The following is a 20,961-nucleotide window of genomic DNA, read 5'->3' as shown; positions in this document are numbered from 1 at the left end:
TCATTGGGAAAAAAATGATGCTAACAGTATAATGAGGGTAACTTAATTGTGTAGGAATGGATAGGAGTGAATAGTGTGTCAGAAGAAAAAATTTATGATGTCGTTATTATTGGTGCAGGACCAGCTGGTATGACAGCTGCAGTATATACATCTCGTGCAAATTTAAGCACATTAATGCTTGAGCGTGGTATTCCAGGTGGCCAAATGGCAAACACAGAGGATGTAGAAAACTACCCAGGTTATGAGTCTATTTTAGGACCAGACTTATCAAATAAAATGTTTGAGCATGCGAAGAAATTTGGTGCTGAATATGCATACGGTGATGTGAAAGAAGTCATCGATGGTAAAGAATACAAAACAATTATTGCTGGTAAAAAAGAATATAAAGCACGTGCAATTATCGTTGCAAGCGGTGCAGAGTATAAAAAAATTGGTGTACCGGGTGAAACAGAACTTGGCGGCCGTGGTGTATCATATTGTGCAGTATGTGACGGGGCATTCTTTAAAGAAAAAGAACTTATCGTAATTGGCGGCGGAGATTCTGCTGTTGAAGAGGGTGTATTCTTAACGCGCTTTGCATCAAAAGTAACGATTGTTCACCGTCGTGACACGCTTCGTGCACAGAAAATTTTACAAGACCGTGCTTTCCAAAATGAAAAAGTAGATTTCATTTGGAACCATACTATAAAAGAAATCAACGAAGCAAGTGGTAAAGTAGGAAGTGTAACACTTGTCGACGTAAACAGTGGAGAAGAGAAAGAAGTCAAAACTGACGGCGTATTCGTATACATCGGTATGTTACCATTATCAAAACCATTTGTTGAACTAGGTATTACAAATGAAAATGGTTACCTTGAAACGAACGAACGTATGGAAACGAAAATTCCTGGTATTTTTGCAGCTGGTGATGTTCGTGAAAAAATGCTTCGTCAAATTGTAACTGCAACAGGTGACGGTAGTATTGCAGCACAAAGTGCTCAACATTACGTAGAAGAATTATTAGAGGAATTAAAAACTGTATCAGAAAAATAAGGGATAATATACCTTGTGAGAAGAAAGCTACCGACAGGAGCTTTCTTCTTTTTTTGTTTGAAAATGTCAAAGTTTTGTCAAAAAATATTAGGATTATAAGCTTTCTTATTGATATACTGGACTTTACGGAAAAAATCACTATAAGAAATGAGGAATTTATTCAGTATGGAATGGCGTAATATATATCGTGGATTTTGTATGGGCGTTAGTGATTTAATTCCTGGTGTGAGCGGCGGTACAATCGCTGTTGTGTTAGGGATTTATGAACAATTACTTGCGGCAATTAGTGGATTCTTTAGTCGTGAATGGAAAAAACATTTAGGATTTTTAATTCCCCTTGCAGCTGGTGTGGCAGCAGCATTTTTAACGTTAAGTCACGTTATTAAATATTTACTTGCAAATCATTATGAACCGACTCAATTTTTCTTCCTCGGTTTAATTATTAGTATATTACCGATGTTAATGAGAGAAGCTGATGCAAAGTCATCGTTTAAAGGTAAGCACATTGTTTTATTAATAGTTGCAGCAATTCTTGTTGCGATTACAGCTTTCTTTAAACCAGATAAGGCAGCAGATCCAATTACGACGTTAACAATTTTAAATGCAATTGGTTTATTTTTCGCAGGATGGATGGCTAGTATGGCCATGCTGCTTCCTGGGATTAGTGGATCGTTTATTTTATTAATTATTGGTGTGTATCCAACAGCAATTAACGCTTTAACTACACTTAATTTACCTTTAATCGTGGTTATCGGTGCTGGTGTTATGGTCGGATTTGTTGTAAGTAGTAAAGGCATTAGTTTTTTATTAGATCGTTATAAAAGTATGACATTTGCGGCAATTATTGGACTTGTAATCGGTTCGATTGTAATTGTGTTCCCTGGGATTCCGACTGGCGGATTTTCAATTATAAGTTCGATTATTACCTTTATTTTAGGATTTGCGATTGTTACTTATTTCGGTAAGAAATAAAGGCTTTAATCCCCCTTGGCGATAAAAATCGTTAAGGGGATTTTTTATGCTATTCATTGAAAGTCTAAGCATTTACATTGCTTGTTATAGAAAGCTTTTTTAAAATTGTTGAGTAGCATATGCTTAACGAAAGAGGACTGGCTCCTTCGTTGTAGCAAACTGTTTTTGATAGTATAATGAAAGAAGTATGCAGTGAGGAATTTTACTGCAAGTAGCTGAGGTGAAGAAACATGCAAAGAGTGACAAACTGTGTGTTAATTAGAGATAATGAAGTACTCTTACTCCAAAAACCTCGCCGAAATTGGTGGGTTGCACCAGGCGGGAAAATGGAGCGTGGTGAGACTGTAAGAGATTCCGTTGTTCGCGAGTATCGTGAAGAAACAGGTATTTATTTGAAAAACCCAGCGTTAAAGGGGGTCTTCACCTTTGTCATCCAAGAAGGTGATAAAGTTGTTTCTGAATGGATGATGTTCTCCTTTTTAGCGACAGATTTTGCAGGAGAAAACAAACTAGAGAGCGAAGAAGGCATCATTGGTTGGCATACATTTGACAAAATTGATGATTTAGCAATGGCGCCAGGAGATTATCACATTATTGATTACTTAATTAAAGGAAATGGCATAATCTACGGTACATTTGTATATACCCCAGATTTTGAGTTGCTTTCATATCGATTAGATCCGAGTTAAACCGTCAAGGAGAGGATACGATGACAGAGAATAATGATATAAAAATGGTAATTATTACAGGGATGTCTGGAGCTGGAAAAACAGTAGCTTTACAAAGTTTTGAAGATTTAGGATATTTTTGTGTAGATAATTTGCCACCGATGTTATTGCCAAAGTTTATTGAACTTATGGCGGATTCAAAAGGGAAAATGAATAAAGTGGCACTTGGTATTGATTTACGTGGCCGCGAGTTTTTCGAACATTTATGGGGAGCGCTTGATGATTTATCAGAACGTACATGGATTATTCCTCATATTTTATTTTTAGATGCGAAAGATAGTACGCTTGTAACTCGTTATAAAGAAACGAGACGTTCGCATCCACTTGCACCAACTGGTTTGCCGTTAAAGGGAATCGAAGCAGAGCGCGATTTATTAACAGATATGAAGGCACGAGCGAATATTGTGCTTGATACATCGGATTTAAAACCGAAAGAATTACGTGAAAAAATTGTTCACTTGTTCTCAACAGAAACTGAGCAAGCATTTCGTGTAAATGTTATGTCATTTGGATTTAAGTACGGTATTCCAATTGATGCAGATTTAGTATTTGATGTTCGTTTTTTACCAAATCCATATTACATTCCACATATGAAGCCATTAACAGGACTAGATGAAGAAGTTTCTTCGTATGTACTGAAATTTAATGAGACACATAAGTTTTTAGAGAAGTTGACGGATCTGATTACTTTCATGTTGCCTCATTATAAAAGAGAAGGCAAAAGTCAACTTGTAATTGCAATTGGATGTACAGGTGGACAGCATCGTTCTGTTACGCTTACAGAATACCTTGGGAAACATTTGAAACCAGAGTATAGTGTTCATGTATCTCATCGTGATGTGGAGAAGAGAAAGGGCCATTAAGGGATGAAAAAAGAGAGAAAGCCTAAAATTGTTATCATGGGAGGCGGAACTGGACTCTCTGTTTTATTAAGAGGATTAAAGCAATATCCTGTTGATATTACAGCAGTTGTTACAATCGCTGATGATGGTGGCAGTTCAGGTAGATTACGTGATGAGCTAGAAATTCCACCTCCAGGTGACATCCGTAACGTACTTGTTGCGTTATCGGATGTAGAGCCACTGGTGGAAGCTTTATTTCAGCACCGTTTCACAACAGGGGACGGACTGAAAGGTCATGCGTTAGGAAATCTATTGTTGGCAGGTATGACCTCAATTACAGGAGACTTTTTCCATGCAATTACGGAAACAAGTAAAGTATTAAATGTCAGAGGACGTGTATTACCAGCAGCGAATCAAAGTGCGGTACTTCATGCGGAACTTGAAGATGGAGAAATTGTAACAGGCGAATCAAAGATTCCTTATTACGGAAAGAAGATTAATCGTGTCTTTTTAACTCCAGAAGATGTAGAGCCATTGCATGAAACCTTGGCTGAGATTAAACGAGCTGATTTACTCGTTTTCGGTCCAGGAAGTTTGTATACAAGTATATTACCCAACTTAGTTGTTAATAAAATTGGGGATGCTGTTCTTGCTGCAAAGGCGAAGAAGGTGTATGTATGTAACGTTATGACACAAGCGGGTGAAACGATGGGATATACTGCTTTTGATCATGTGCAGGCGTTACACGATCATTTAGGGCAACCATTTATCAATACTGCAATTGTAAATAACCGTGATATTCCTTGTGAATTACGTAAGTTATATGAGGAAGAAATGTCTACACCAGTTGTAGTGGATGAAGAACGTTTTGCTGAAAATAATATTGATGTCATTCAAGGTGGATTAGCGAAGTATGATGATCGTGTTGTAAGGCATGATACGTTAAAGTTAGCTTCGATTTTATATTCATTGTTATAAATATGCGTTGCCTCGTTTGAGGTAGCGCTCCTCATTCATATAGGACAAGAATTTTGTTCCATAATAATCGTATAAGGAGGTGTTGACTGTGTCATTTGCATCAGAAACAAAGAAAGAGCTGACGAACCTTGAAATGAAGGAATGCTGTGAAAAAGCTGAATTATCAGCGTTACTTCGAATGAATGGATCGCTTTCTTTTTCAAACCGTCGTCTATCTATTGATATTCAAACAGAAAATGCGGCAATTGCAAGAAGAATTTATACGCTTTTGAAAAAGGGATATGACGTAACGGTAGAATTGCTTGTTCGTAAAAAAATGCGATTGAAGAAAAATAATGTATATATCGTAAGGCTTGTTGAGAAGTCTCGCGAAATATTAGCCGATCTTCATATCGTGCGAGATGACTTTTCATTTATTCGAAATATATCACAAGAATTGATTGAGAAGAAGTGTTGTAAACGATCGTATTTACGCGGTGCATTTTTAGCAGGTGGTTCAGTAAATAACCCAGAAACATCATCTTATCATTTAGAGATCTTTTCGTTATATAAGGAACATAATGATGCTATATGTGAACTGATGAACGGATTTGATTTAAATAGTAAGACGCTGGAAAGAAGAAAAGGGTACATTACGTATTTGAAAGAAGCGGAGAAAATTACGGAATTTTTAAATATTATTGGTGCTCATAATGCGCTTTTAAGATTTGAAGATATTAGAATCGTACGTGATATGCGTAATTCCGTAAATCGTTTAGTGAACTGCGAAACAGCTAATTTAAATAAAACAATTGGTGCAGCGCTAAGGCAAATTGAAAATATCCGCTATATTGATGAGACGGTTGGTCTTGATATATTGCCAGATAAACTACGAGAAATTGCGCAGCTACGAAGAGATTATCAAGATGTAACATTGAAAGAGTTAGGTGAGATGGTATCCGGGGGGAAAATTAGTAAATCGGGTATTAATCATCGTTTGCGTAAAATCGATGAAATTGCAGAGAAATTACGCGCGGGGGAAACGGTAGCAAAAAAATAAGAGGTTAAAGGGGAAATGGAGCTGTGGTTCAAAAACGAGTTCAGGTTTCATTAAAAAACGGTTTACAAGCACGTCCGGCTGCGTTGTTTGTACAAGAGGCAAATCGCTTTCATGCAGATATCTTCATTGAGAAAGATGGAAAGACAGTAAATGCAAAGAGCATAATGGGGATTATGAGCTTAGCAATTGGAACTGGAAGCATGATAACAATTACAACAGAAGGTTCAGATGCAGAAGAGGCTTTAGAAGCATTAGCTGCATATGTACAATAAAGAGCTATCGCGTATATGCGATAGTTTTTTTGTTTTGTTGCTTGTGCGGATTAGCGGGTAGGGGGTATGTAGTTGGTTTGTCCTTGTCGGAGATTGTCGGTAAATCGATATGTTGTGTCGAACCGTTGATATATTAAAAAAATCGTTGATATAATTTGAGTTTTGTTCGATATAATTGAAAAATCGTTGATATATTTAGAGGGATACTGGATAGGGTATACAGACGGAGGTATATGATAATAAAAAAGCGCCCAATTATAGGGCGCTTCCGCTTTTAGTTGTATCCAGCTCCAGCGGCTAGAATGGTCGGTGGCTTCGCTTCTTCCGCCGAGGTAAAAAGCACCTCTTTGTCAGAAGCTCCATCCTCCTCCCATTCTGAACGAGCCGCTTCCGCTTTTAGTTATTAACGATTTGTAAAGATCTTATCGATTAAACCGTATTCTAAAGCTTTTTCTGCTGTCATGAAGTTGTCGCGGTCTGTGTCGCGTTGTAGTACTTCAAGTGGTTGACCAGTGCGGTCAGCAAGAATTTGGTTTAGTTTTTCACGTAAGAATAGGATACGTTTTGCAGCGATTTCGATTTCAGTCGCTTGACCTTGTGCTCCACCAAGTGGTTGGTGAATCATTACTTCACTGTTTGGAAGTGCATAACGTTTTCCTTTTTCACCTGCTGCAAGTAAGAATGCACCCATAGATGCTGCCATACCGATACAGATTGTTGATACTTGTGGTTTAATAAACTGCATTGTATCATAGATTGCCATACCTGCTGTGATAGAACCACCAGGGCTGTTGATGTAGATGTGAATATCTTTTTCTGGATCTTGAGATTCCAAGAATAAAAGCTGGGAAACGATTGAGTTAGCTACGTTGTCATCAATTGCACTACCAAGCATAATGATGCGGTCTTTTAATAGTCGAGAGTAAATATCGTAAGCGCGTTCTCCACGATTTGTTTGTTCAATTACTGTAGGAATTAAATTCATCTGTTATTTCCTCCTTCTAAAGCTTTCTTAGTCTTATAATACAATTATGGTCAATAAAGGTCAAACGAAACCACTTTAAATCAAAAAAATATGTAGTTGTATCATGAAATATTCGCTATGTTTTCGAAATTCCCTGCTTATGTATCTTCAACATCATAACCGAATTCCATAAATTTAAACGTTATGAAAAGTGGAGAAAAAAAGAAAAGAACGCCTTTTAACTGAAGCGTTCTTTCGATAGTTAGTCTTTTAAAAGATAGGTAACTCTATTTAAAATCTTTTCGATTTGTTTCGCGTTTTTACTATACATTTCGCTTGCTGATTTCGACTTTGTTTCTAGGGAAAATAGTTCAAGATCAGCATGACATTTTTTTAAAGATGCTAATAATAAAGGTTTGTTTTGAGGAGAAGGCATTTGGAGTTTGTCATTGTAAATGTCGATAGTAAGTTGTCCGTATGAATCCACTTGACCGAGAAAGACATTTTCAATAACAACACCGAGCTTTTCTAGTTCAGAATGTAGCCAAGCGCGGTTATGTCCACTAGAGGATAAAGGTTCATCTAAGACATTGCCATCCATAATAACAGTTTGCGGTTCTTTTTCATTCGGTACTTTTAATCCAAGGTCTTTTGCAGTAATGGGCTGAGAATCTTTCTTTAATAATACATTTAATTCTCCGCTCGGTTCTAAGACAGCAAATTCGACTTCAGCTATACTGAATGCACCATTTCCTCTAAGAAGCTCAAGTAACTCATCACTTGTATATTTTTCTTTCTTTAAATTATCCTCAAGTACTTTTCCATCTTTTATTAACACTGTAGATTTTCCTTCAAAGAAATCTCTAGCAGTTTTGTTTTTCAAGGAAAGAATTCCAACGAAAAAAGGTACGGAGGCGAAAATAAGTATAGCAAAGACACCATGGAAAAACTTTTGGTCAAGCCCTGTAGATATTTGAGCGGCGATATCACCGATTGTCATTCCTGCTATGTATTCAAAAAAGGAAAGCTGAGAGATTTGCCTTTTTCCTAAGCACTTTGTAATAGTGAATAAAATGATTAATATGAATACAGAGCGAATAATGACAAGTGTCCATTCCGGCAGGTGAGACATAGTCATTTCCTCCAGTCTACTTAAAACCCTTTATATTGAGGTTCTTCACGTTCTAATACTGAAACTCTATCCTTTAAATCAGTGATGACACTGTCCATTTCTAACATACATTCATGAAATACGCGTTTTGCTTCGTCATCTGTGGAATTTAGCGAAAGAGAGCTTAAACTTGCTTGAGCGCCCCTTACACTAGCAAGGCAAGTTTTTACGCTAGCAATAACAGTCATACAAACACCCCCTTATCCTTTCGGTTTGAATAGCAATGCGCCAATGAAGCCGAAAATAATAGCTGCAGATACGCCGGCGCTCGTTACTTTAAACATGCCGGTAATAACGCCAACGATACCATGTTTTGCAGCTTCTTCCATTGCACCGTGAACGAGTGCATTTCCGAAGCTTGTAATAGGTACAGTTGCCCCGGCTCCAGCGAAATCAATTAATGGCTCATACAAATTAAATCCATCTAATATAGCTCCAGCAACAACGAGTGTTGCCATTGTATGAGCGGGTGTTAGTTTGCCGACATCAAACATAAGTTGGCCGATTACACATATGAGTCCGCCAATGACGAAAGCCCAGAAAAAAATCATTGCGTTGCACCTCCAAATTCAATCGAAACGGCATGAGCGATACACGGAATCGTTTCTTCTTGTTGGAATGTAAGTGGAGATAGTAAAGCGCCTGTCGCAACGACAAGTATTTTTTTGAACTCTCCTCTTTTCATTCGGTTTAATAAATGACCGTACACGACTGTTGCGGAACATCCTGGTCCACTAGCACCGGCTATGACAGGCTGTCCTTCTCTATAAATGAGGAGTCCGCAATCTTGAAACTGTTCGCTCATTACTTTTGTTCCGTGTTTATGTAGTAAGTCATAAGCAATTTCGCGTCCTACATGTCCGAGATCGCCTGTTACAATTAAATCGTAGTAAGAGGCATCAATTTGACGTTCGCGTAAGTGAGCTTCAATTGTGTCGACGGCAGCTGGAGCCATTGCACCTCCCATATTAAACGGATCCGTTAATCCCATATCAACGACTCGTCCGATTGTGGCAGATGTTACCCTAGGGCCGTGCCCAGTATCGCTTAAAATAGCGGCTCCTGCTCCGGTTACTGTCCACTGTGCAGTAGGCGGCTTTTGTCCACCGTATTCGGTAGGATAGCGGAACTGTTTTTCTACAGCGGTGTTATGACTTGAGGCACCAGTTAATAAATATTTTGCGCCCTTTGCGTTTACGATACTTGCCCCAAGTGCTAAACCTTCCATGGAAGTAGAACAAGCCCCGAATAATCCGAGATAAGGAGTGCCCAGTGTGCGGCAAGCAAAGCTTGTAGGGGTAATTTGATTAATTAAATCTCCTGCGAGTACGAATTGAATATCGTCTTTACGAAGTTCTGCTTTTTCAGTAGCCCGGCTACAAGCTTCTTCGAATAAAATTTTATGTGCTTTTTCATAGGAATCTTGTCCGAGCCATAAATCTTCATGAAGGATATCGAAGTCTTCTGGGATTTTCCCTTTTGCCTCAAAAGGTCCACCAACGACTCCTGTTGAAATAATAACGGGTTTGTTTTCAAATACCCACGTTCGGTGTCCTTGTAACATTTATAGCCCTCCCCATTGAACGAGAATCGTTTTAATAAGTGCGATGACAAAAGCCGAAAATACACCAAATAAAATAACAGAGCCAGCTAATTTAAACATGTTACCGCCAACACCAAGAACAAATCCTTCCGTTCGGTGTTCGATACAAGCTGCAATAACGGAGTTTCCAAATCCAGTAACAGGTACAGCTGTACCAGCACCAGCAAACTGCCCAAAACGATCGTATATACCAAATCCAGTTAGTAACATAGAAATGAAAATAAGAGTTGCGACGGTTGGATTTCCTGCCGAACGTTCAGTGAAATCAAAATATGTGATGTAAAAAGTAGAAATGAGTTGTCCGATGAAGCAAATAAAACCACCAACGAAAAAGGCTTTTATACAATTTTTTAAGACAGGTCGTTTCGGTTCGCGTTCTTGTTCGAATTTTTTATACTCCTGTTGTACAGGGGTTAAGTTTTTATCTTTACTAGACATTGCAATCCTTCCTTTTCTTTTAAAAAGCGTTAAGTGTTAGACTCCATTTTTTTACCAATGAGTTTTAATTGCTTATTAATCTCATCTTTAGATACTTTTTTTTCCTTAATCTTTCTTTCGAGCTTTTCGAGTAACATAAAGATTTTTTTATCTGTACTTACACGAACATCGAAAGTAGGGTGCTCATCACTTAGCTGCTTTTGAAGCTTTTTACGAAGCGGTTTTAATCCAAACCTTTCGTGATGCTCAGGTGTAACTGCTATGTAGAGATCTAAATTTGAATTCACTGCTGTGCTTTTTATAATTTCATCCATAGCGAGAGCTCTTTTCTTCGCTCCTTGTGATATAGATTGATTAAAGGATTCCGTACTCGTCTTTGTTAACTTTGGACCTTTTTCTTTCTCCGTTTGTTTTGCTTCTTCTTTCACTTTTTTATCTAAAGGACTATTATCACATCCGGTAAAAGAGCTAAATAGAAGTGCAAATAATGCGGTTATGAGGCCGAGTTTTCGCATAATTATCATTCCATTTCTATTGCAATATGTAATGTGATAGAAAAAGGATGACTGCATATCATCCTTTTTCTATTTCACAGCAAGATTGGTTCGTTATTGCTGTGAGTATTGTGGTTCTTCCTGTTGGACTTCTTCAACACGTGGGTTTAAAGAATCGATAATCGTTTGTGTTTGCTGCGCAGCTGTTTGAAAAAGTTGCTTAGCTTGTTGGTTATCCGTATCAAGAGCGAATCCCTCTAAGCTAGCTTGTGCACTTTTTAATCCAGAAACAGTTTGCTTTAGTTTCGTAATTACAGTCATTGAATGAAGCCCCCTTTGGAATATCAATTCATAGGTTATAATTTGTGAGTTGGGGAGAATTTATGATTGGAAAATTTAGGGGGCGCTTTTGGGAAAGGGAAAGAGTGTATAGAATGAAGGTGATTTCATAGGAAGGATAGAAGATAAGGAATTTAATACCAATATAAATTTCTTTATTTAGCATGGTATATCCGTTTATAATGGGCACTTATGTAATTTTAATACGGAGGTTGTACATGAATACTTTATTTTTATTAATGGCGATAGTAGGATTTGTTACTTTTCCAATCCTGTCTATTGTTTTTATTTTTTCTTTTTTTATGAAACGACTAAAACCATATAAGAAAAAAATATTAGGTGCTATGGTAATAGGCTTTCTTCTGTTGATTGTAGGAGCTGTTACTCATGAGCCTAGTCCGGGAGCAAAGGCTCAAGCGGCGAAACAAGCTGAGGAAGCAAAGAAAGAGAAGGAAGCAAAAGCGAGAGAACAAGCTGAAAAAGAAGAGAAGAAAAAGGCTGAGCAACAAGCTGAAAAAGAAAAGAAAGCAGAAGAAAAAGCGCAGAAAGAAGCGGAAGAAGAGAAAAAGAAGAAAGATAAAGAAGAGGCGGAGCGCTTAAAAGCACAAGAAGCTGAGAAGAAAAAAGTAGAAGAAGAACAGCGTAAAGCACAAGAGGCTGAGAAGAAAAAAGCAGAAGAAGAGCAGCGTAAAGCGCAAGAGGATGAAAAGAAAAAAGCAGAAGCGGAATTAACGAACTTGCCTTTCGAGGGATTTTTAAATAAATATTATGCGTTAAGCGCAGATGAAAATAGTAAGTTTTATGATGAAAATATTCATAAAAAAGTGTTTACATGGAGCGGTTATGTTGCGGATATGATTGGCTCTAAAGTTGTAGTGAATACGAAGCAAATTACTAAACCTTGGAGTGAGTTTACTGGCGAGGAACGTGCGCATACGTTTATTGTAAGATTTGATAATAAGAAAGAGATAGTGAATGTTAAACAAGGAGATAAGATCACGGTGTCGGGCTCTGTGGAAAGTAGAGGGGCATACATGCCAGAGAAAGAATTGTATTCTTATTGGAAAATGTATAACGGAAAGCTAATTAAATAGTTATAAGAGGAGCGAATTCGCTCCTTTTTTAATGGTTGAATTGATTGAAATTAGGTATTATTTCCTATATAATTAACAAAGCAGAATTGTTCGAGTAATTTATACTTAACAATTGGATCATGCGCCCATAGCTCAGTCGGATAGAGCGGTGGTTTCCGGTACCACGTCTGCCGGGGGTTCGAATCCCTCTGGGCGCGTTTTTTTATTACGAAGCTTAATATACTTACGTTCTTTCAAGAAATATTTTGGATAAATGTCATAATTTAACGCTATTGTGACACGTTCTATTCCAAGATGGAAAGGTTTAAGGTATTAAGTAAGCGGCACTCAACAGCGTGAAGAATGTGTTGAAAATTAATAGTAAATCTAGGGAAACCCCTTGTATGTGATTAGAAATAATCGTGTACAGGGGTTTTGTTATGAAAAGAATTAAAAAGCGTGCTGCTGGAAAGAGACGTGATGTGGATACAGATATTGTTCTATATAAGCCGTTAGAACGTGTTATGGGTATTTTAAATGAAGAAATAAATAAGCGAAGTATAGAATTATGAAATAACAAAAAAGCCATACAAGTAGTATGACTTTCTTTGCGAAACAATTAAGCTTTTGGTGCAGGTGGTCGTCCGTGGTCATAAGCAGGTGAACCAGTGTTACCATCAGCTATACCCCAAGGTTCTCCGTGTGTGTAAGATGGAGACCAACCTTCTCCATGTGTATATTCAGGAGAACCACCAGTATGACCGTGACTATACGCTAAGCCAGGCTTTTGTGGTGCAGGTGTATCACCCTCAGCCATTGCTAAGAAACTAAATGCCGTAACCGTTAAAAGTAGTGCTGTTTTAAGTTTTTTCATTACACTAACGCCCCTTTTTCTTCATATTTCTTTCTTGCTTCATTACTCATGTAAAAATACTTGCTTGCTTTCTTCTCGTTCTCTTCCTTATAAAATATAGTTGCTAATAGTTCCGTATATTCTTGTACGCAACGTGTTAAATTTTCTGCTTCGAAGTAAGAAATTCCTTCTAAAATAATACTTTCCAACGTTAGAGAATCAGAACCATTATTCATTTCCTTCAGGATATTAAAACGGTGCACGTATTCCTTATTTTCTATCTTAGTACAAGCTGCAAGTCCTTTTTCAATTAGTGTATTAACCTTGTTGTGTTCGCCCAATTTATAATATTCCCTAGCCTGTAAGAATATAGCTTTATAATGGTTTGGAAGATGTTCTGTAACTTCTGATAAATGACGAATAGCTAAATCTGAAAGGTTTTGATTTGCGTATAACCAACCTAAATTATTTCTAATACGTAACAGTAGTTCATTGTTATTAATCTCTTTAACAATGTCAATCGCTTTATTTAAATATTCTTCTGCTTGTTCAAATTGTCTTATCTGAATACACGTTAATCCTAGAACGTTTTCGCATAAAGCAATGTTAATGTTATAACAGTTAGTTTTGCTGAAAAAGTCTTTTGCTTTGTTAGCATATGAAATAGATGGTAGTGGTTTATAAGTTTGGTAATAGAAAGATGCCAACCTATAATTAAATTCTGCTTTTTCTACTTCGGCAGGCACATACATTAAAAGTTTCTCTGCTTTTCCAAAGTGTTCATTTGCTTCATTATAGTCTGCAAGAATTGTGCTGTGAATAGCTTTGAAGAAGTGATAATAATAGGATAAAAAACTACTATCAGGTATATCAAAGGAGTTAATTTCATTAAAGCTATCTTTTGTAATGTTAAGTCCATCGGTTAGTACTTTATATCTAAAGTCTAATAATGAATAGTATAATAATAAATTTTTATCTTCTTTTATACTGGAAAGCTTATCTTCAACTTCTTTTTTTAAGTTTGTTGCTTGTACATTTTGATGTTGTAGTATAGCTTGATACCAGTCATTAAGTAACTTTGTAACCTTTTCATTCCCCTTCACTGGAACATGCATATAATCCCTTCCTTTTCTGAATAGTCTTACATTAAATGATAGCAAGAATGGAATATAATGGAAATTGAAATTTGATATTTCTCAACATTTGTTTAACAATTTTATTTTAAAAGAAGAAATTCATTGTGTTTAGTAAATTCAAACATTTGGCAAAGTGGGGAATTTAACATGGTATAATTTTCTTATAAAATACTGTATAAAGTGAATGATTATGTGACCACTGAAGTATTGCATATAGGTAGTCATTCTAAAGAGTATATAAGAGAAGTAACAGAACGACTAAATAGTGTTATAGAAATGGGTGGTACTCAAGCTGATGTAGCTGAAGTTTTACACAAAATAAGACAAGATTTATTAGAAGGTAAGATAAGATTAAATGAACCAAAGAAATAATTATATATCAGTTAACAAATTGTATAGGAGAATATACATATGAAAATTTGGCGATTAAAAAGTTCAACTGATGATTATCAAACTTTTCAATTATTAAATTATGAAGAGGACAAGAAATATTTTAAAAATGATTTTAATTCCAAAGTAAGTTTGTCAGATTCATGGACAGTTAAATTTATTGAGATTATAGATGAAGGGTATCAAAGTGATTGTCCTATTTTTTGGGGGAAATCTGGTGTACAAATAATTAGTGAGAAAGCTAAAGGAGTATTAGAACCTTTAGTAGGCAATAATGTTGAATTTTTACCATTAATTCATAAAACAACAAACGAAAAGTACTATGCTATTCATGTTTTACGTGTATTAAATGCACTTGATATTAATAATACAATATTTGAAAAGTTAAGTTCAGGTTTAATAATAGGCTGTGAAAAATTTGTATTTATTCCTAGTGTTGTTCAAAATGAAACGATTTTTAAATTGTATATAAATGAAAAAATTCATCCGAACTATCTGTTGGTATCAGATGAATTTAGAAATGCAGTTTTAGAGAGTGATTTAAAAAGCTTTGAATTTGTAGAGGTATGGGATTCAGAAGCAAACATGTAAAAGAAAGTCCTAAAACAACTGATTGGGGTTAACCACATGGACGAAAAAGTTTCAGAAATTCTAAGAATGTTAAACAATTATGAGGGAAATGAAGAAGAAATTTTTGAACAGATTCAGGCTGAAGCAATGGTGAAATATAAGCAATGCGAAGAAATGGTAGATACGATACTTAATAATAAGTCTAGAACTGAAACAGAAAAACATGAAGCTATAATGAATATGATAGGGCATATCTTCACTTGTGGGGTGTCTTATGGAACTGTTCAAATTCCATTAGCAATGATTGAGAAACATCAATCGTCTACGCATTAATTTATATTTTAAAATAAAGGTGAAACAATAGAAGAAATGAAATTAATATTGAAAAAAGTACGTAAGCGATTTATAATCGAAATAGTTTAGCATACATAACGTTGTATGTTCATGTCAAAAAAATTCATTTCTAAATTACATGCAAGGTAAAACCTTGATTTTACTGATAATTTTACATAACCGTTACCGTGTGGTTTCCGGTACCACGTCTGCCGGGGGTTCGAATCCCTCTGGGCGCGTCAAAAAGTCCTAACTTACGTTTTGTAGGTTAGGACTTTTTATGTATTCCATTATTTGAGGGTTAAACAAAACAAACTGATGGAAGTTTCATTTTATATGTGTACTTTCAAAATGCCGTGTCTCATTGCTTCTGTTAAAGCTTCGGAGCGTGATCCTACTTTTAATTTTTTGAAGATTTTTGTTAGGTTGTATTCTACAGCTCTTGAACTCATGTACAGCTCATCAGCAATTTGTTTATTGCTACTTCCTTTAGAGACGGATTCTAAGATTTCTAATTCTTTTTGTGTAAGAAGAGCGGTTTTATTTTCAAGTTGTTGAGTTGTTATATCGTCTGTACGTAGTTGACGTAATAACGAAATAGGAAGTAAAGTATATCCGTTTACAGCTGCACGAATTGCCATTAATAGCTCTTGCTGAGAAGCTGATTTACTAATAATTCCGCTGATACCAGAGTTTATTAATAAATTAAATTGGGATACGTATTCAAAACCTGTATATAAAATGATTTTGGCATCTGTTTGAATATGTAATATTTTCTTGGCGAGTTCAATACCACTACAATTGGGCATATTCATATCCAAGAGGTAAACGTCAAAAGGTGTAGCTTCACTTTTTATAAGTGCTTCCTGTTCATTTAAAATATATTCTGCTTGCATATCTTCTTCTAATTCAATCATGCTCTTTGTTCCTTCGCCTACAATTTGATGATCATCTACGATTAATACTCGAATCATTATTTACCACCTCGGAACTGTAATGTTTATTTGAAGTCCTTTTTTAGCTTCGGATACTATATGTATTTCTCCACCAATTGATTGAAGCCTTCCTTTTATACCGGAAAGCCCCATATGCTGCTTAGGAGAGTAGGGAGTGTCTATATTAAAACCTTTGCCGTTGTCTCGGTAGTCTAGGAAAATACAGTTATTCTCTTCCCATAAAAAAATCGATACGATGGTTGCCTCGGAATGTTTATCTGCGTTTGTTAGTAGTTCTTGAATGATACGATATAAAGATAAAATTTTGTCAAAATCGTAATGATGTTCTTGAATTGATTCATGATCAAATTGAATTTGAAACTGCACACGTAATTGTGTTTGGGCTAGCAATTCTCTTAATGCACCAATTAAACCAGCATCTGATAAAAGTGATGGACGCAATTCATTACATGTGTCGCGAATTTGTTGTATTACATCATGCATACCGAAGTGGATTTTTTTTAGTTCATTTTTTAATTCTAGTGGAACGGATTTGTTTTTTAGTAAAGAGTCTAGTTTGCGGTACCATACGATTTGATCTTGTAATGCAGAGTCGTGTAAATCTGAAGCGAGTCGGCGCCTTTCTTGTTCAGAAATTTGAAAGAGGAGGCGCGATAAGCTTGCAGAATTTGTTTTGGATTCTAAACTCTCCTGCTCTAGAGAATGAATAATTTCATTAATGGTATACAAGTTTTCGTAAATAAGACGGACGTATGTCGTGACAGTGATGAACCATGATTTTTCATGCGTATTATATTTAATATTATTCACTTTTGTTCCAATCCAGATATAGTGTTTTATATGTTTAGTAGAGTATAAGTAAGTGCCGATGCATCCATCATCCTCTAATAAATCATTAATTAGTAATGCTGCCATACTCCATTTTTTCTTTTTAGAAAGTGTGAAATCTTTCGTTTGTCCATATCCGTTGCATTGTGTATATGTGTTGTCTTTCATATCATATTGAACAAATTGAATAAAAGAAGATTTCAACATCGAAACGATTTCATTAGTGAATTTTTTCTCTAACTCTTCTGTTTTCATAATAGATGATAGCTGTGCGGTAAACTGTTCAATGTTTACGTACAAGTTTGTTTTAGTCCGAAAGAGGTGATTACGGAATGTAAAATCTAATCTTTCTTTTAATATGAGAAATAGAATGTTTAACGGAAAAATAATAATAAAACTTTGCAGCAGTCGAGAGAGAAAATTGCCTTTGTAATAAATGCTCCAGCTCGTAATGATTGCAATTAATAGAGTTGGAATTAATGACAGAAATGCGTAATATCGTAAACGATCAAATACAAAATCTATATCAAAAATCTGCTTCGTCGCTACTAAATAAAAATAACCGATTGGAAGAGCGATTAGGAACATAGCTCCAATATCTGCTGAGAGAATCGGTGTACTGAATATTGCATCTGGAAGGGCATAGAGTGTAACGAACGGAAAGAAGGCAATGGAATGAATCGTGAGCATTAATTTTAAAAATGGTTTATGTACTGTATTGTGATATTTGATATAGGCACTGATTAAAAAGTATATGCAAAAGATAATATTTATTGAAAGGTAAATTAGTTCTAATCCATCGGTATTAACTACGGGAAATGGAATGAACATCATTAAAATAGAGAGTGATAATAAAATAATGCCAATTGCAATGTCGATTTTTAGAAATCTCATAGAAATGACGTATAGTTGCTTTTTCTTGAATAATTCATTCAACAATAAAATGAGAGACATAGGTGTACCTTGAAATACAATACTTAAAATAATGAGGGCGATAAAATCACCTTTACCAGATTCAACTGCAATTAGAAGACTTGAGGAAGTCATGAATAGAAACGTGATCAAAAAGAATGTTTCCCGGTTCAAAGGCTTCTTTGTATAAAGAAAAATAGATAACCCTAAACAAATAAAAGCGAGTAGGAAGGGGAAGTATACAGAAATGATTTTGTCACGATAATCAATGAAATGTTGTGTTCCTTTATAAGTTTGGGTGATATCGTCTTTTTTAACTTGTATTTCTGATGCATTTAGTGATTGGTTTTGATATCCAGGAAGTATTCCTAAATGAGGCTCTTCTTTATTGATCGAATAGATTATATCTCCTTCTTTTAAGTCCGTATGAAAAGCCCAACCGGAGGATTTAATTTTTGCTATTGTGTATGTAGCTGAGTCTGTTTTAGAAATAAGAACTCCACTATATGGTTGGTTTATTTTATATAAGATATAGCCTTGTAAACAAAAATACAGGATAGTTACACATGAAATGAAAACGAAGTTACGTTGTATCTGCAACGGTTTGGACACCTCTCTTTGTAGGTACATCATTTAATTTCTGAATATTTTTATAATAACATTTAAGAAGTTTTCATACAATCAACTGCATCTGTTGAAATTGCGGTGAACCACATAAGAGTGGTTCGCTTTTTTACGGTAAATACAGTACGGATTGCGGACAATAGCATCAGAAAGAAGTCTATGATAAAGATACGACTTAACAAGTAAATGAAAGGGGAAATAGTTATGAAAAAGTTTTTGTTGATGGTAGGCGGGATTGTATTAGGAATGGCGGTTATTTATTTCGTAAAAAGCTAAAAGGAGCTGTTATGGATGGCGTTTGAAATTCAAGGATTAAATAAAACATTTGGTGAATATAAAGCCGTTAATGATTTAAATATACGTGTAGAAGAAGGTGGGATTTTAGGGATGCTGGGCCGAAATGGTGCTGGTAAGACGACAACGATTCGTATGATCTTAGATTTAATCAAACCGGATAGCGGCCAAATTCTATGGAATAATCGCCCTTTTTCAAAGAAAGACCTATCTATTGGCTATTTACCAGAAGAGCGTGGATTATACCCGAAAATGAATGTAGTGGAGCAATTGGTGTATTTCGGCAAGTTAGAAGGAATGCCAGCTAATCTTGCAAAAAGGCATGCGTTACAATGGCTAGAAAAATTAGAAATGACACCACATTTAAAGAAGAAAACAGAGGAATTGTCAAAGGGAAATCAACAAAAAATCCAATTGATTTCAGCGATATTGCATAATCCGGAATTCATCATACTAGATGAGCCATTTAGTGGATTGGATCCTGTAAATGCAGAGATGTTAAAAAATGTTGTGCTCGAGTTAATCGCGCAAAGAAAAACGATTATCTTCTGTAGTCATCAAATGGACAGTGTAGAAACGTTCTGTGAGGAAATTTGTATTATGAAAAATGGTCAACTTGTATTATCGGGTGCCTTGTCAGATATTAAGAAAAGTTATCAATACAAATATATGACGTTGCAAACGGAAGGGGATATTGAACCTATTCTTAAGAATAAAAATTTCAATTTTGAAAAAGTTAATCGTACGTTCATGATTAAAGTTAATGATGGAGAGGATGCATTTTCGCTGCTTGAAGACATTAAAACTAAACAATATATCCGAGATGTTTCTATTAAAGAACCTTCTTTACATCAAATCTTTGTTGAAAAGGCGGGTGCATAAGTAATGAGGAATTTCTGGATTGTTTTAGGGCAAACGTATTGGGATCGTGTGAGGACGAAAATATTTATTGGGATGACATTGTTATTAATAGGGGGAGGGATATTCTTATTCTCCTTTCCAACTTTAGTACAAAAGTTTTCTGGAGAGAAAGAAAAAGCAAAAGTTGTATTTATTTCCGAAGCACCTAATGTTACTTTGGATCAATCTAATCTTAGTAAAGCTCTTCCAGAATGGGATTGGTCTTTAGGTGATAAAACAAAATTAAATCAATATAAGCAAGATTTGTTAGATAAGAAAGTCGAAGCGCTCTTTATATTAAAAGAGGGTGCGGGTGCTGAACCAGTATTAGATTACTTTATGAAGGTGGATAATCCTAAGTTGATTCAAAGTGCGCAGGTATTTGTACAAAATCAGTATTTTCAAAGTGCGGTAGTTAAACAACAGTTATCAGAAGAGGCTGTGAAATCACTGACGATGAACGTGCAAGCGAAAAAGCAAAACTTAAATAACGAAGAAACAAGCTCATTCTTACTGGTGTATTTATTAGTAGCGATTATGTACTTAGCAATTACTTCGTATGGAAATGCGATTGCTACAGCGGTAGCGTCAGAGAAGGCGTCGCGTGTTATGGAAGTGATGGTAACGAAGGTGTCGCCTGTTCACATGGTCTTTGGGAAGATATTAGGAGTCGGTCTTGCTAGTTTGACACAGTTATTTATTTTCTTCCTTAGTATGGCGCTATATATTAAATCTGGAATTTTTAAGGTATCGGATTCGTTTTTTGGAGTGAATATTGATGTAAATATGATTACAGGTGAGCATGCTGCATATTTCTTGTTATATTTTGTTCTCGGTTACTTCGTTTATGCGGCACTTTTCGCAGTGTTTGGTTCTATGGTAAGCAGGCCAGAAGAATTATCCGGAACAACGATGCCGATTACTCTTATATTGATGGGAAGCTTAGTGGTGGAGTTATTAGTAGTACTTGATAACCCTGAAGGGCTAGTATCAAGGGTGACATCATATGTTCCGTTTACAGCTCCAATTAGTATGGTAGTTAGGATTATTAATGGATCCGTTGGGAGTTTAGAAATTATTACATCTATGGTTGTATTACTAGCTAGCATTAGCTTAATTGCTATGTTTGCAGCGAAGGTCTATCCGAAAGGTGTATTAAGAAGTGGTAAGAGCCTTAAATTCATTCAATTGTTAAAAAATAATTAATTGCAGGGGGGAAT

At 35.8% G+C, this 20,961-nt stretch carries 25 protein-coding genes, 1 tRNA gene and 1 pseudogene; 15 read left to right on the top strand and 12 right to left on the bottom strand.

What is annotated here, in order from left to right:
• Positions 1-75: 75 nt before the first annotated feature.
• The 7 genes from trxB to DOS87_RS27935 all read left to right on the top strand — a co-directional run bounded on the left by trxB (position 76) and on the right by DOS87_RS27935 (position 5,863).
• The gene (trxB, locus tag DOS87_RS27965) at positions 76-1,032 is read left to right on the top strand and encodes a thioredoxin-disulfide reductase (protein WP_001288077.1); all 957 of its coding nucleotides are present in this window, start codon (positions 76-78) and stop codon (positions 1,030-1,032) included.
• Positions 1,033-1,197: 165 nt separating this feature from the next.
• Complete coding sequence (locus tag DOS87_RS27960) at positions 1,198-2,004, top strand: DUF368 domain-containing protein (RefSeq protein WP_000455196.1); 807 nt, start codon at positions 1,198-1,200, stop codon at positions 2,002-2,004.
• Positions 2,005-2,234: 230 nt separating this feature from the next.
• Entirely contained in the window at positions 2,235-2,693 is a 459-nt protein-coding gene (locus DOS87_RS27955) for an NUDIX hydrolase (RefSeq protein WP_001190080.1), read from the top strand.
• 20 nt (positions 2,694-2,713) lie between these two features.
• Positions 2,714-3,595, top strand: coding sequence for an RNase adapter RapZ (gene rapZ / locus DOS87_RS27950; protein WP_000138458.1), 882 nt, complete (start codon positions 2,714-2,716; stop codon positions 3,593-3,595).
• A 3-nt stretch (positions 3,596-3,598) separates the two neighbouring features.
• Positions 3,599-4,552, top strand: coding sequence for a gluconeogenesis factor YvcK family protein (yvcK, locus tag DOS87_RS27945; protein WP_000712185.1), 954 nt, complete (start codon positions 3,599-3,601; stop codon positions 4,550-4,552).
• Positions 4,553-4,640: 88 nt separating this feature from the next.
• Positions 4,641-5,591: a DNA-binding protein WhiA gene (gene whiA / locus DOS87_RS27940; protein ID WP_000006563.1), complete on the top strand. Its 951-nt coding sequence runs from the start codon at positions 4,641-4,643 to the stop codon at positions 5,589-5,591.
• Positions 5,592-5,614: 23 nt separating this feature from the next.
• Positions 5,615-5,863 (top strand): HPr family phosphocarrier protein, encoded by a 249-nt coding sequence (locus DOS87_RS27935; RefSeq protein WP_000250307.1) that lies wholly within the window; start codon positions 5,615-5,617, stop codon positions 5,861-5,863.
• Between the two features lie 403 nt (positions 5,864-6,266).
• On the opposite strand, the gene clpP is transcribed toward DOS87_RS27935, so the two are convergent.
• The 8 genes from clpP to DOS87_RS27895 all read right to left on the bottom strand — a co-directional run bounded on the left by clpP (position 6,267) and on the right by DOS87_RS27895 (position 10,854).
• Positions 6,267-6,848 (bottom strand): ATP-dependent Clp endopeptidase proteolytic subunit ClpP, encoded by a 582-nt coding sequence (clpP, locus tag DOS87_RS27930; RefSeq protein ID WP_001049162.1) that lies wholly within the window; start codon positions 6,846-6,848, stop codon positions 6,267-6,269.
• Between the two features lie 241 nt (positions 6,849-7,089).
• A complete protein-coding gene (locus DOS87_RS27925) occupies positions 7,090-7,959 on the bottom strand; it encodes a DUF421 domain-containing protein (protein WP_000018891.1) in 870 nt (289 codons plus the stop codon).
• Positions 7,960-7,979: 20 nt separating this feature from the next.
• Positions 7,980-8,186 (bottom strand): DUF1657 domain-containing protein, encoded by a 207-nt coding sequence (locus DOS87_RS27920; RefSeq protein ID WP_000215918.1) that lies wholly within the window; start codon positions 8,184-8,186, stop codon positions 7,980-7,982.
• Between the two features lie 12 nt (positions 8,187-8,198).
• The gene (gene spoVAE, locus DOS87_RS27915) at positions 8,199-8,549 is read right to left on the bottom strand and encodes a stage V sporulation protein AE (protein WP_000575919.1); all 351 of its coding nucleotides are present in this window, start codon (positions 8,547-8,549) and stop codon (positions 8,199-8,201) included.
• The gene (spoVAD, locus tag DOS87_RS27910) at positions 8,546-9,562 is read right to left on the bottom strand and encodes a stage V sporulation protein AD (RefSeq protein ID WP_000938953.1); all 1,017 of its coding nucleotides are present in this window, start codon (positions 9,560-9,562) and stop codon (positions 8,546-8,548) included. Before spoVAD ends, spoVAE begins: the two co-directional genes overlap by 4 nt.
• Positions 9,563-10,039, bottom strand: a complete 477-nt coding sequence (spoVAC, locus tag DOS87_RS27905; RefSeq protein ID WP_000095399.1) for a stage V sporulation protein AC — start codon at positions 10,037-10,039, stop codon at positions 9,563-9,565.
• A gap of 29 nt (positions 10,040-10,068) precedes the next feature.
• Positions 10,069-10,554, bottom strand: a complete 486-nt coding sequence (locus DOS87_RS27900) for a YhcN/YlaJ family sporulation lipoprotein (protein ID WP_001228537.1) — start codon at positions 10,552-10,554, stop codon at positions 10,069-10,071.
• Positions 10,555-10,647: 93 nt separating this feature from the next.
• The gene (locus tag DOS87_RS27895; RefSeq protein WP_000216166.1) at positions 10,648-10,854 is read right to left on the bottom strand and encodes a DUF1657 domain-containing protein; all 207 of its coding nucleotides are present in this window, start codon (positions 10,852-10,854) and stop codon (positions 10,648-10,650) included.
• 236 nt (positions 10,855-11,090) lie between these two features.
• On the opposite strand from DOS87_RS27895, the gene DOS87_RS27890 reads away from it, so the two are divergent.
• From DOS87_RS27890 to DOS87_RS29950, 3 genes are all read left to right on the top strand, one after another.
• The gene (locus tag DOS87_RS27890) at positions 11,091-11,966 is read left to right on the top strand and encodes a hypothetical protein (RefSeq protein WP_001093924.1); all 876 of its coding nucleotides are present in this window, start codon (positions 11,091-11,093) and stop codon (positions 11,964-11,966) included.
• 121 nt (positions 11,967-12,087) lie between these two features.
• Positions 12,088-12,163, top strand: a tRNA-Arg gene (locus DOS87_RS27885).
• Between the two features lie 222 nt (positions 12,164-12,385).
• Positions 12,386-12,517, top strand: coding sequence for a hypothetical protein (locus tag DOS87_RS29950; protein WP_257148828.1), 132 nt, complete (start codon positions 12,386-12,388; stop codon positions 12,515-12,517).
• Positions 12,518-12,564: 47 nt separating this feature from the next.
• Here DOS87_RS29950 and DOS87_RS27880 read toward each other — a convergent pair whose 3' ends face one another.
• Together DOS87_RS27880 and DOS87_RS27875 are read right to left on the bottom strand one after the other, a co-directional pair.
• A complete protein-coding gene (locus DOS87_RS27880; protein ID WP_074790276.1) occupies positions 12,565-12,819 on the bottom strand; it encodes a DUF2790 domain-containing protein in 255 nt (84 codons plus the stop codon).
• Positions 12,819-13,913 carry a Rap family tetratricopeptide repeat protein gene (locus DOS87_RS27875; protein WP_098577972.1) on the bottom strand — a complete coding sequence of 365 codons (1,095 nt, stop codon included), beginning with the start codon at positions 13,911-13,913 and terminating at the stop codon, positions 12,819-12,821. Before DOS87_RS27875 ends, DOS87_RS27880 begins: the two co-directional genes overlap by 1 nt.
• 195 nt (positions 13,914-14,108) lie before the next feature.
• Here DOS87_RS27875 and DOS87_RS27870 point away from each other — a divergent pair.
• The 3 genes and pseudogenes from DOS87_RS27870 to DOS87_RS27860 all read left to right on the top strand — a co-directional run.
• Positions 14,109-14,306: pseudogene (locus tag DOS87_RS27870) on the top strand (AHH domain-containing protein); the annotation flags it as partial.
• A 39-nt stretch (positions 14,307-14,345) separates the two neighbouring features.
• The gene (locus DOS87_RS27865; protein WP_098577971.1) at positions 14,346-14,915 is read left to right on the top strand and encodes an imm11 family protein; all 570 of its coding nucleotides are present in this window, start codon (positions 14,346-14,348) and stop codon (positions 14,913-14,915) included.
• A 36-nt stretch (positions 14,916-14,951) separates the two neighbouring features.
• The gene (locus tag DOS87_RS27860) at positions 14,952-15,227 is read left to right on the top strand and encodes a hypothetical protein (RefSeq protein ID WP_074790270.1); all 276 of its coding nucleotides are present in this window, start codon (positions 14,952-14,954) and stop codon (positions 15,225-15,227) included.
• A 332-nt stretch (positions 15,228-15,559) separates the two neighbouring features.
• Here DOS87_RS27860 and DOS87_RS27855 read toward each other — a convergent pair whose 3' ends face one another.
• Both DOS87_RS27855 and DOS87_RS27850 read right to left on the bottom strand, forming a co-directional pair.
• A complete protein-coding gene (locus DOS87_RS27855) occupies positions 15,560-16,201 on the bottom strand; it encodes a response regulator (RefSeq protein WP_000621767.1) in 642 nt (213 codons plus the stop codon).
• Positions 16,202-16,204: 3 nt separating this feature from the next.
• On the bottom strand, positions 16,205-18,556 hold the full coding sequence (locus DOS87_RS27850; RefSeq protein ID WP_003280732.1) for a sensor histidine kinase: 2,352 nt from the start codon (positions 18,554-18,556) through the stop codon (positions 16,205-16,207).
• Positions 18,557-18,838: 282 nt separating this feature from the next.
• On the opposite strand from DOS87_RS27850, the gene DOS87_RS27845 reads away from it, so the two are divergent.
• Together DOS87_RS27845 and DOS87_RS27840 are read left to right on the top strand one after the other, a co-directional pair.
• On the top strand, positions 18,839-19,723 hold the full coding sequence (locus tag DOS87_RS27845; protein ID WP_000863495.1) for an ABC transporter ATP-binding protein: 885 nt from the start codon (positions 18,839-18,841) through the stop codon (positions 19,721-19,723).
• A gap of 3 nt (positions 19,724-19,726) precedes the next feature.
• Positions 19,727-20,947 carry an ABC transporter permease gene (locus DOS87_RS27840; protein ID WP_001243601.1) on the top strand — a complete coding sequence of 407 codons (1,221 nt, stop codon included), beginning with the start codon at positions 19,727-19,729 and terminating at the stop codon, positions 20,945-20,947.
• Positions 20,948-20,961: the final 14 nt, after the last annotated feature.

This window comes from Bacillus sp. CR71 (genome assembly GCF_003429245.1).
In the GTDB taxonomy this organism is placed as follows: domain Bacteria; phylum Bacillota; class Bacilli; order Bacillales; family Bacillaceae_G; genus Bacillus_A; species Bacillus_A thuringiensis_S.
This window is presented reverse-complemented; position numbering and strand designations above follow the sequence as displayed.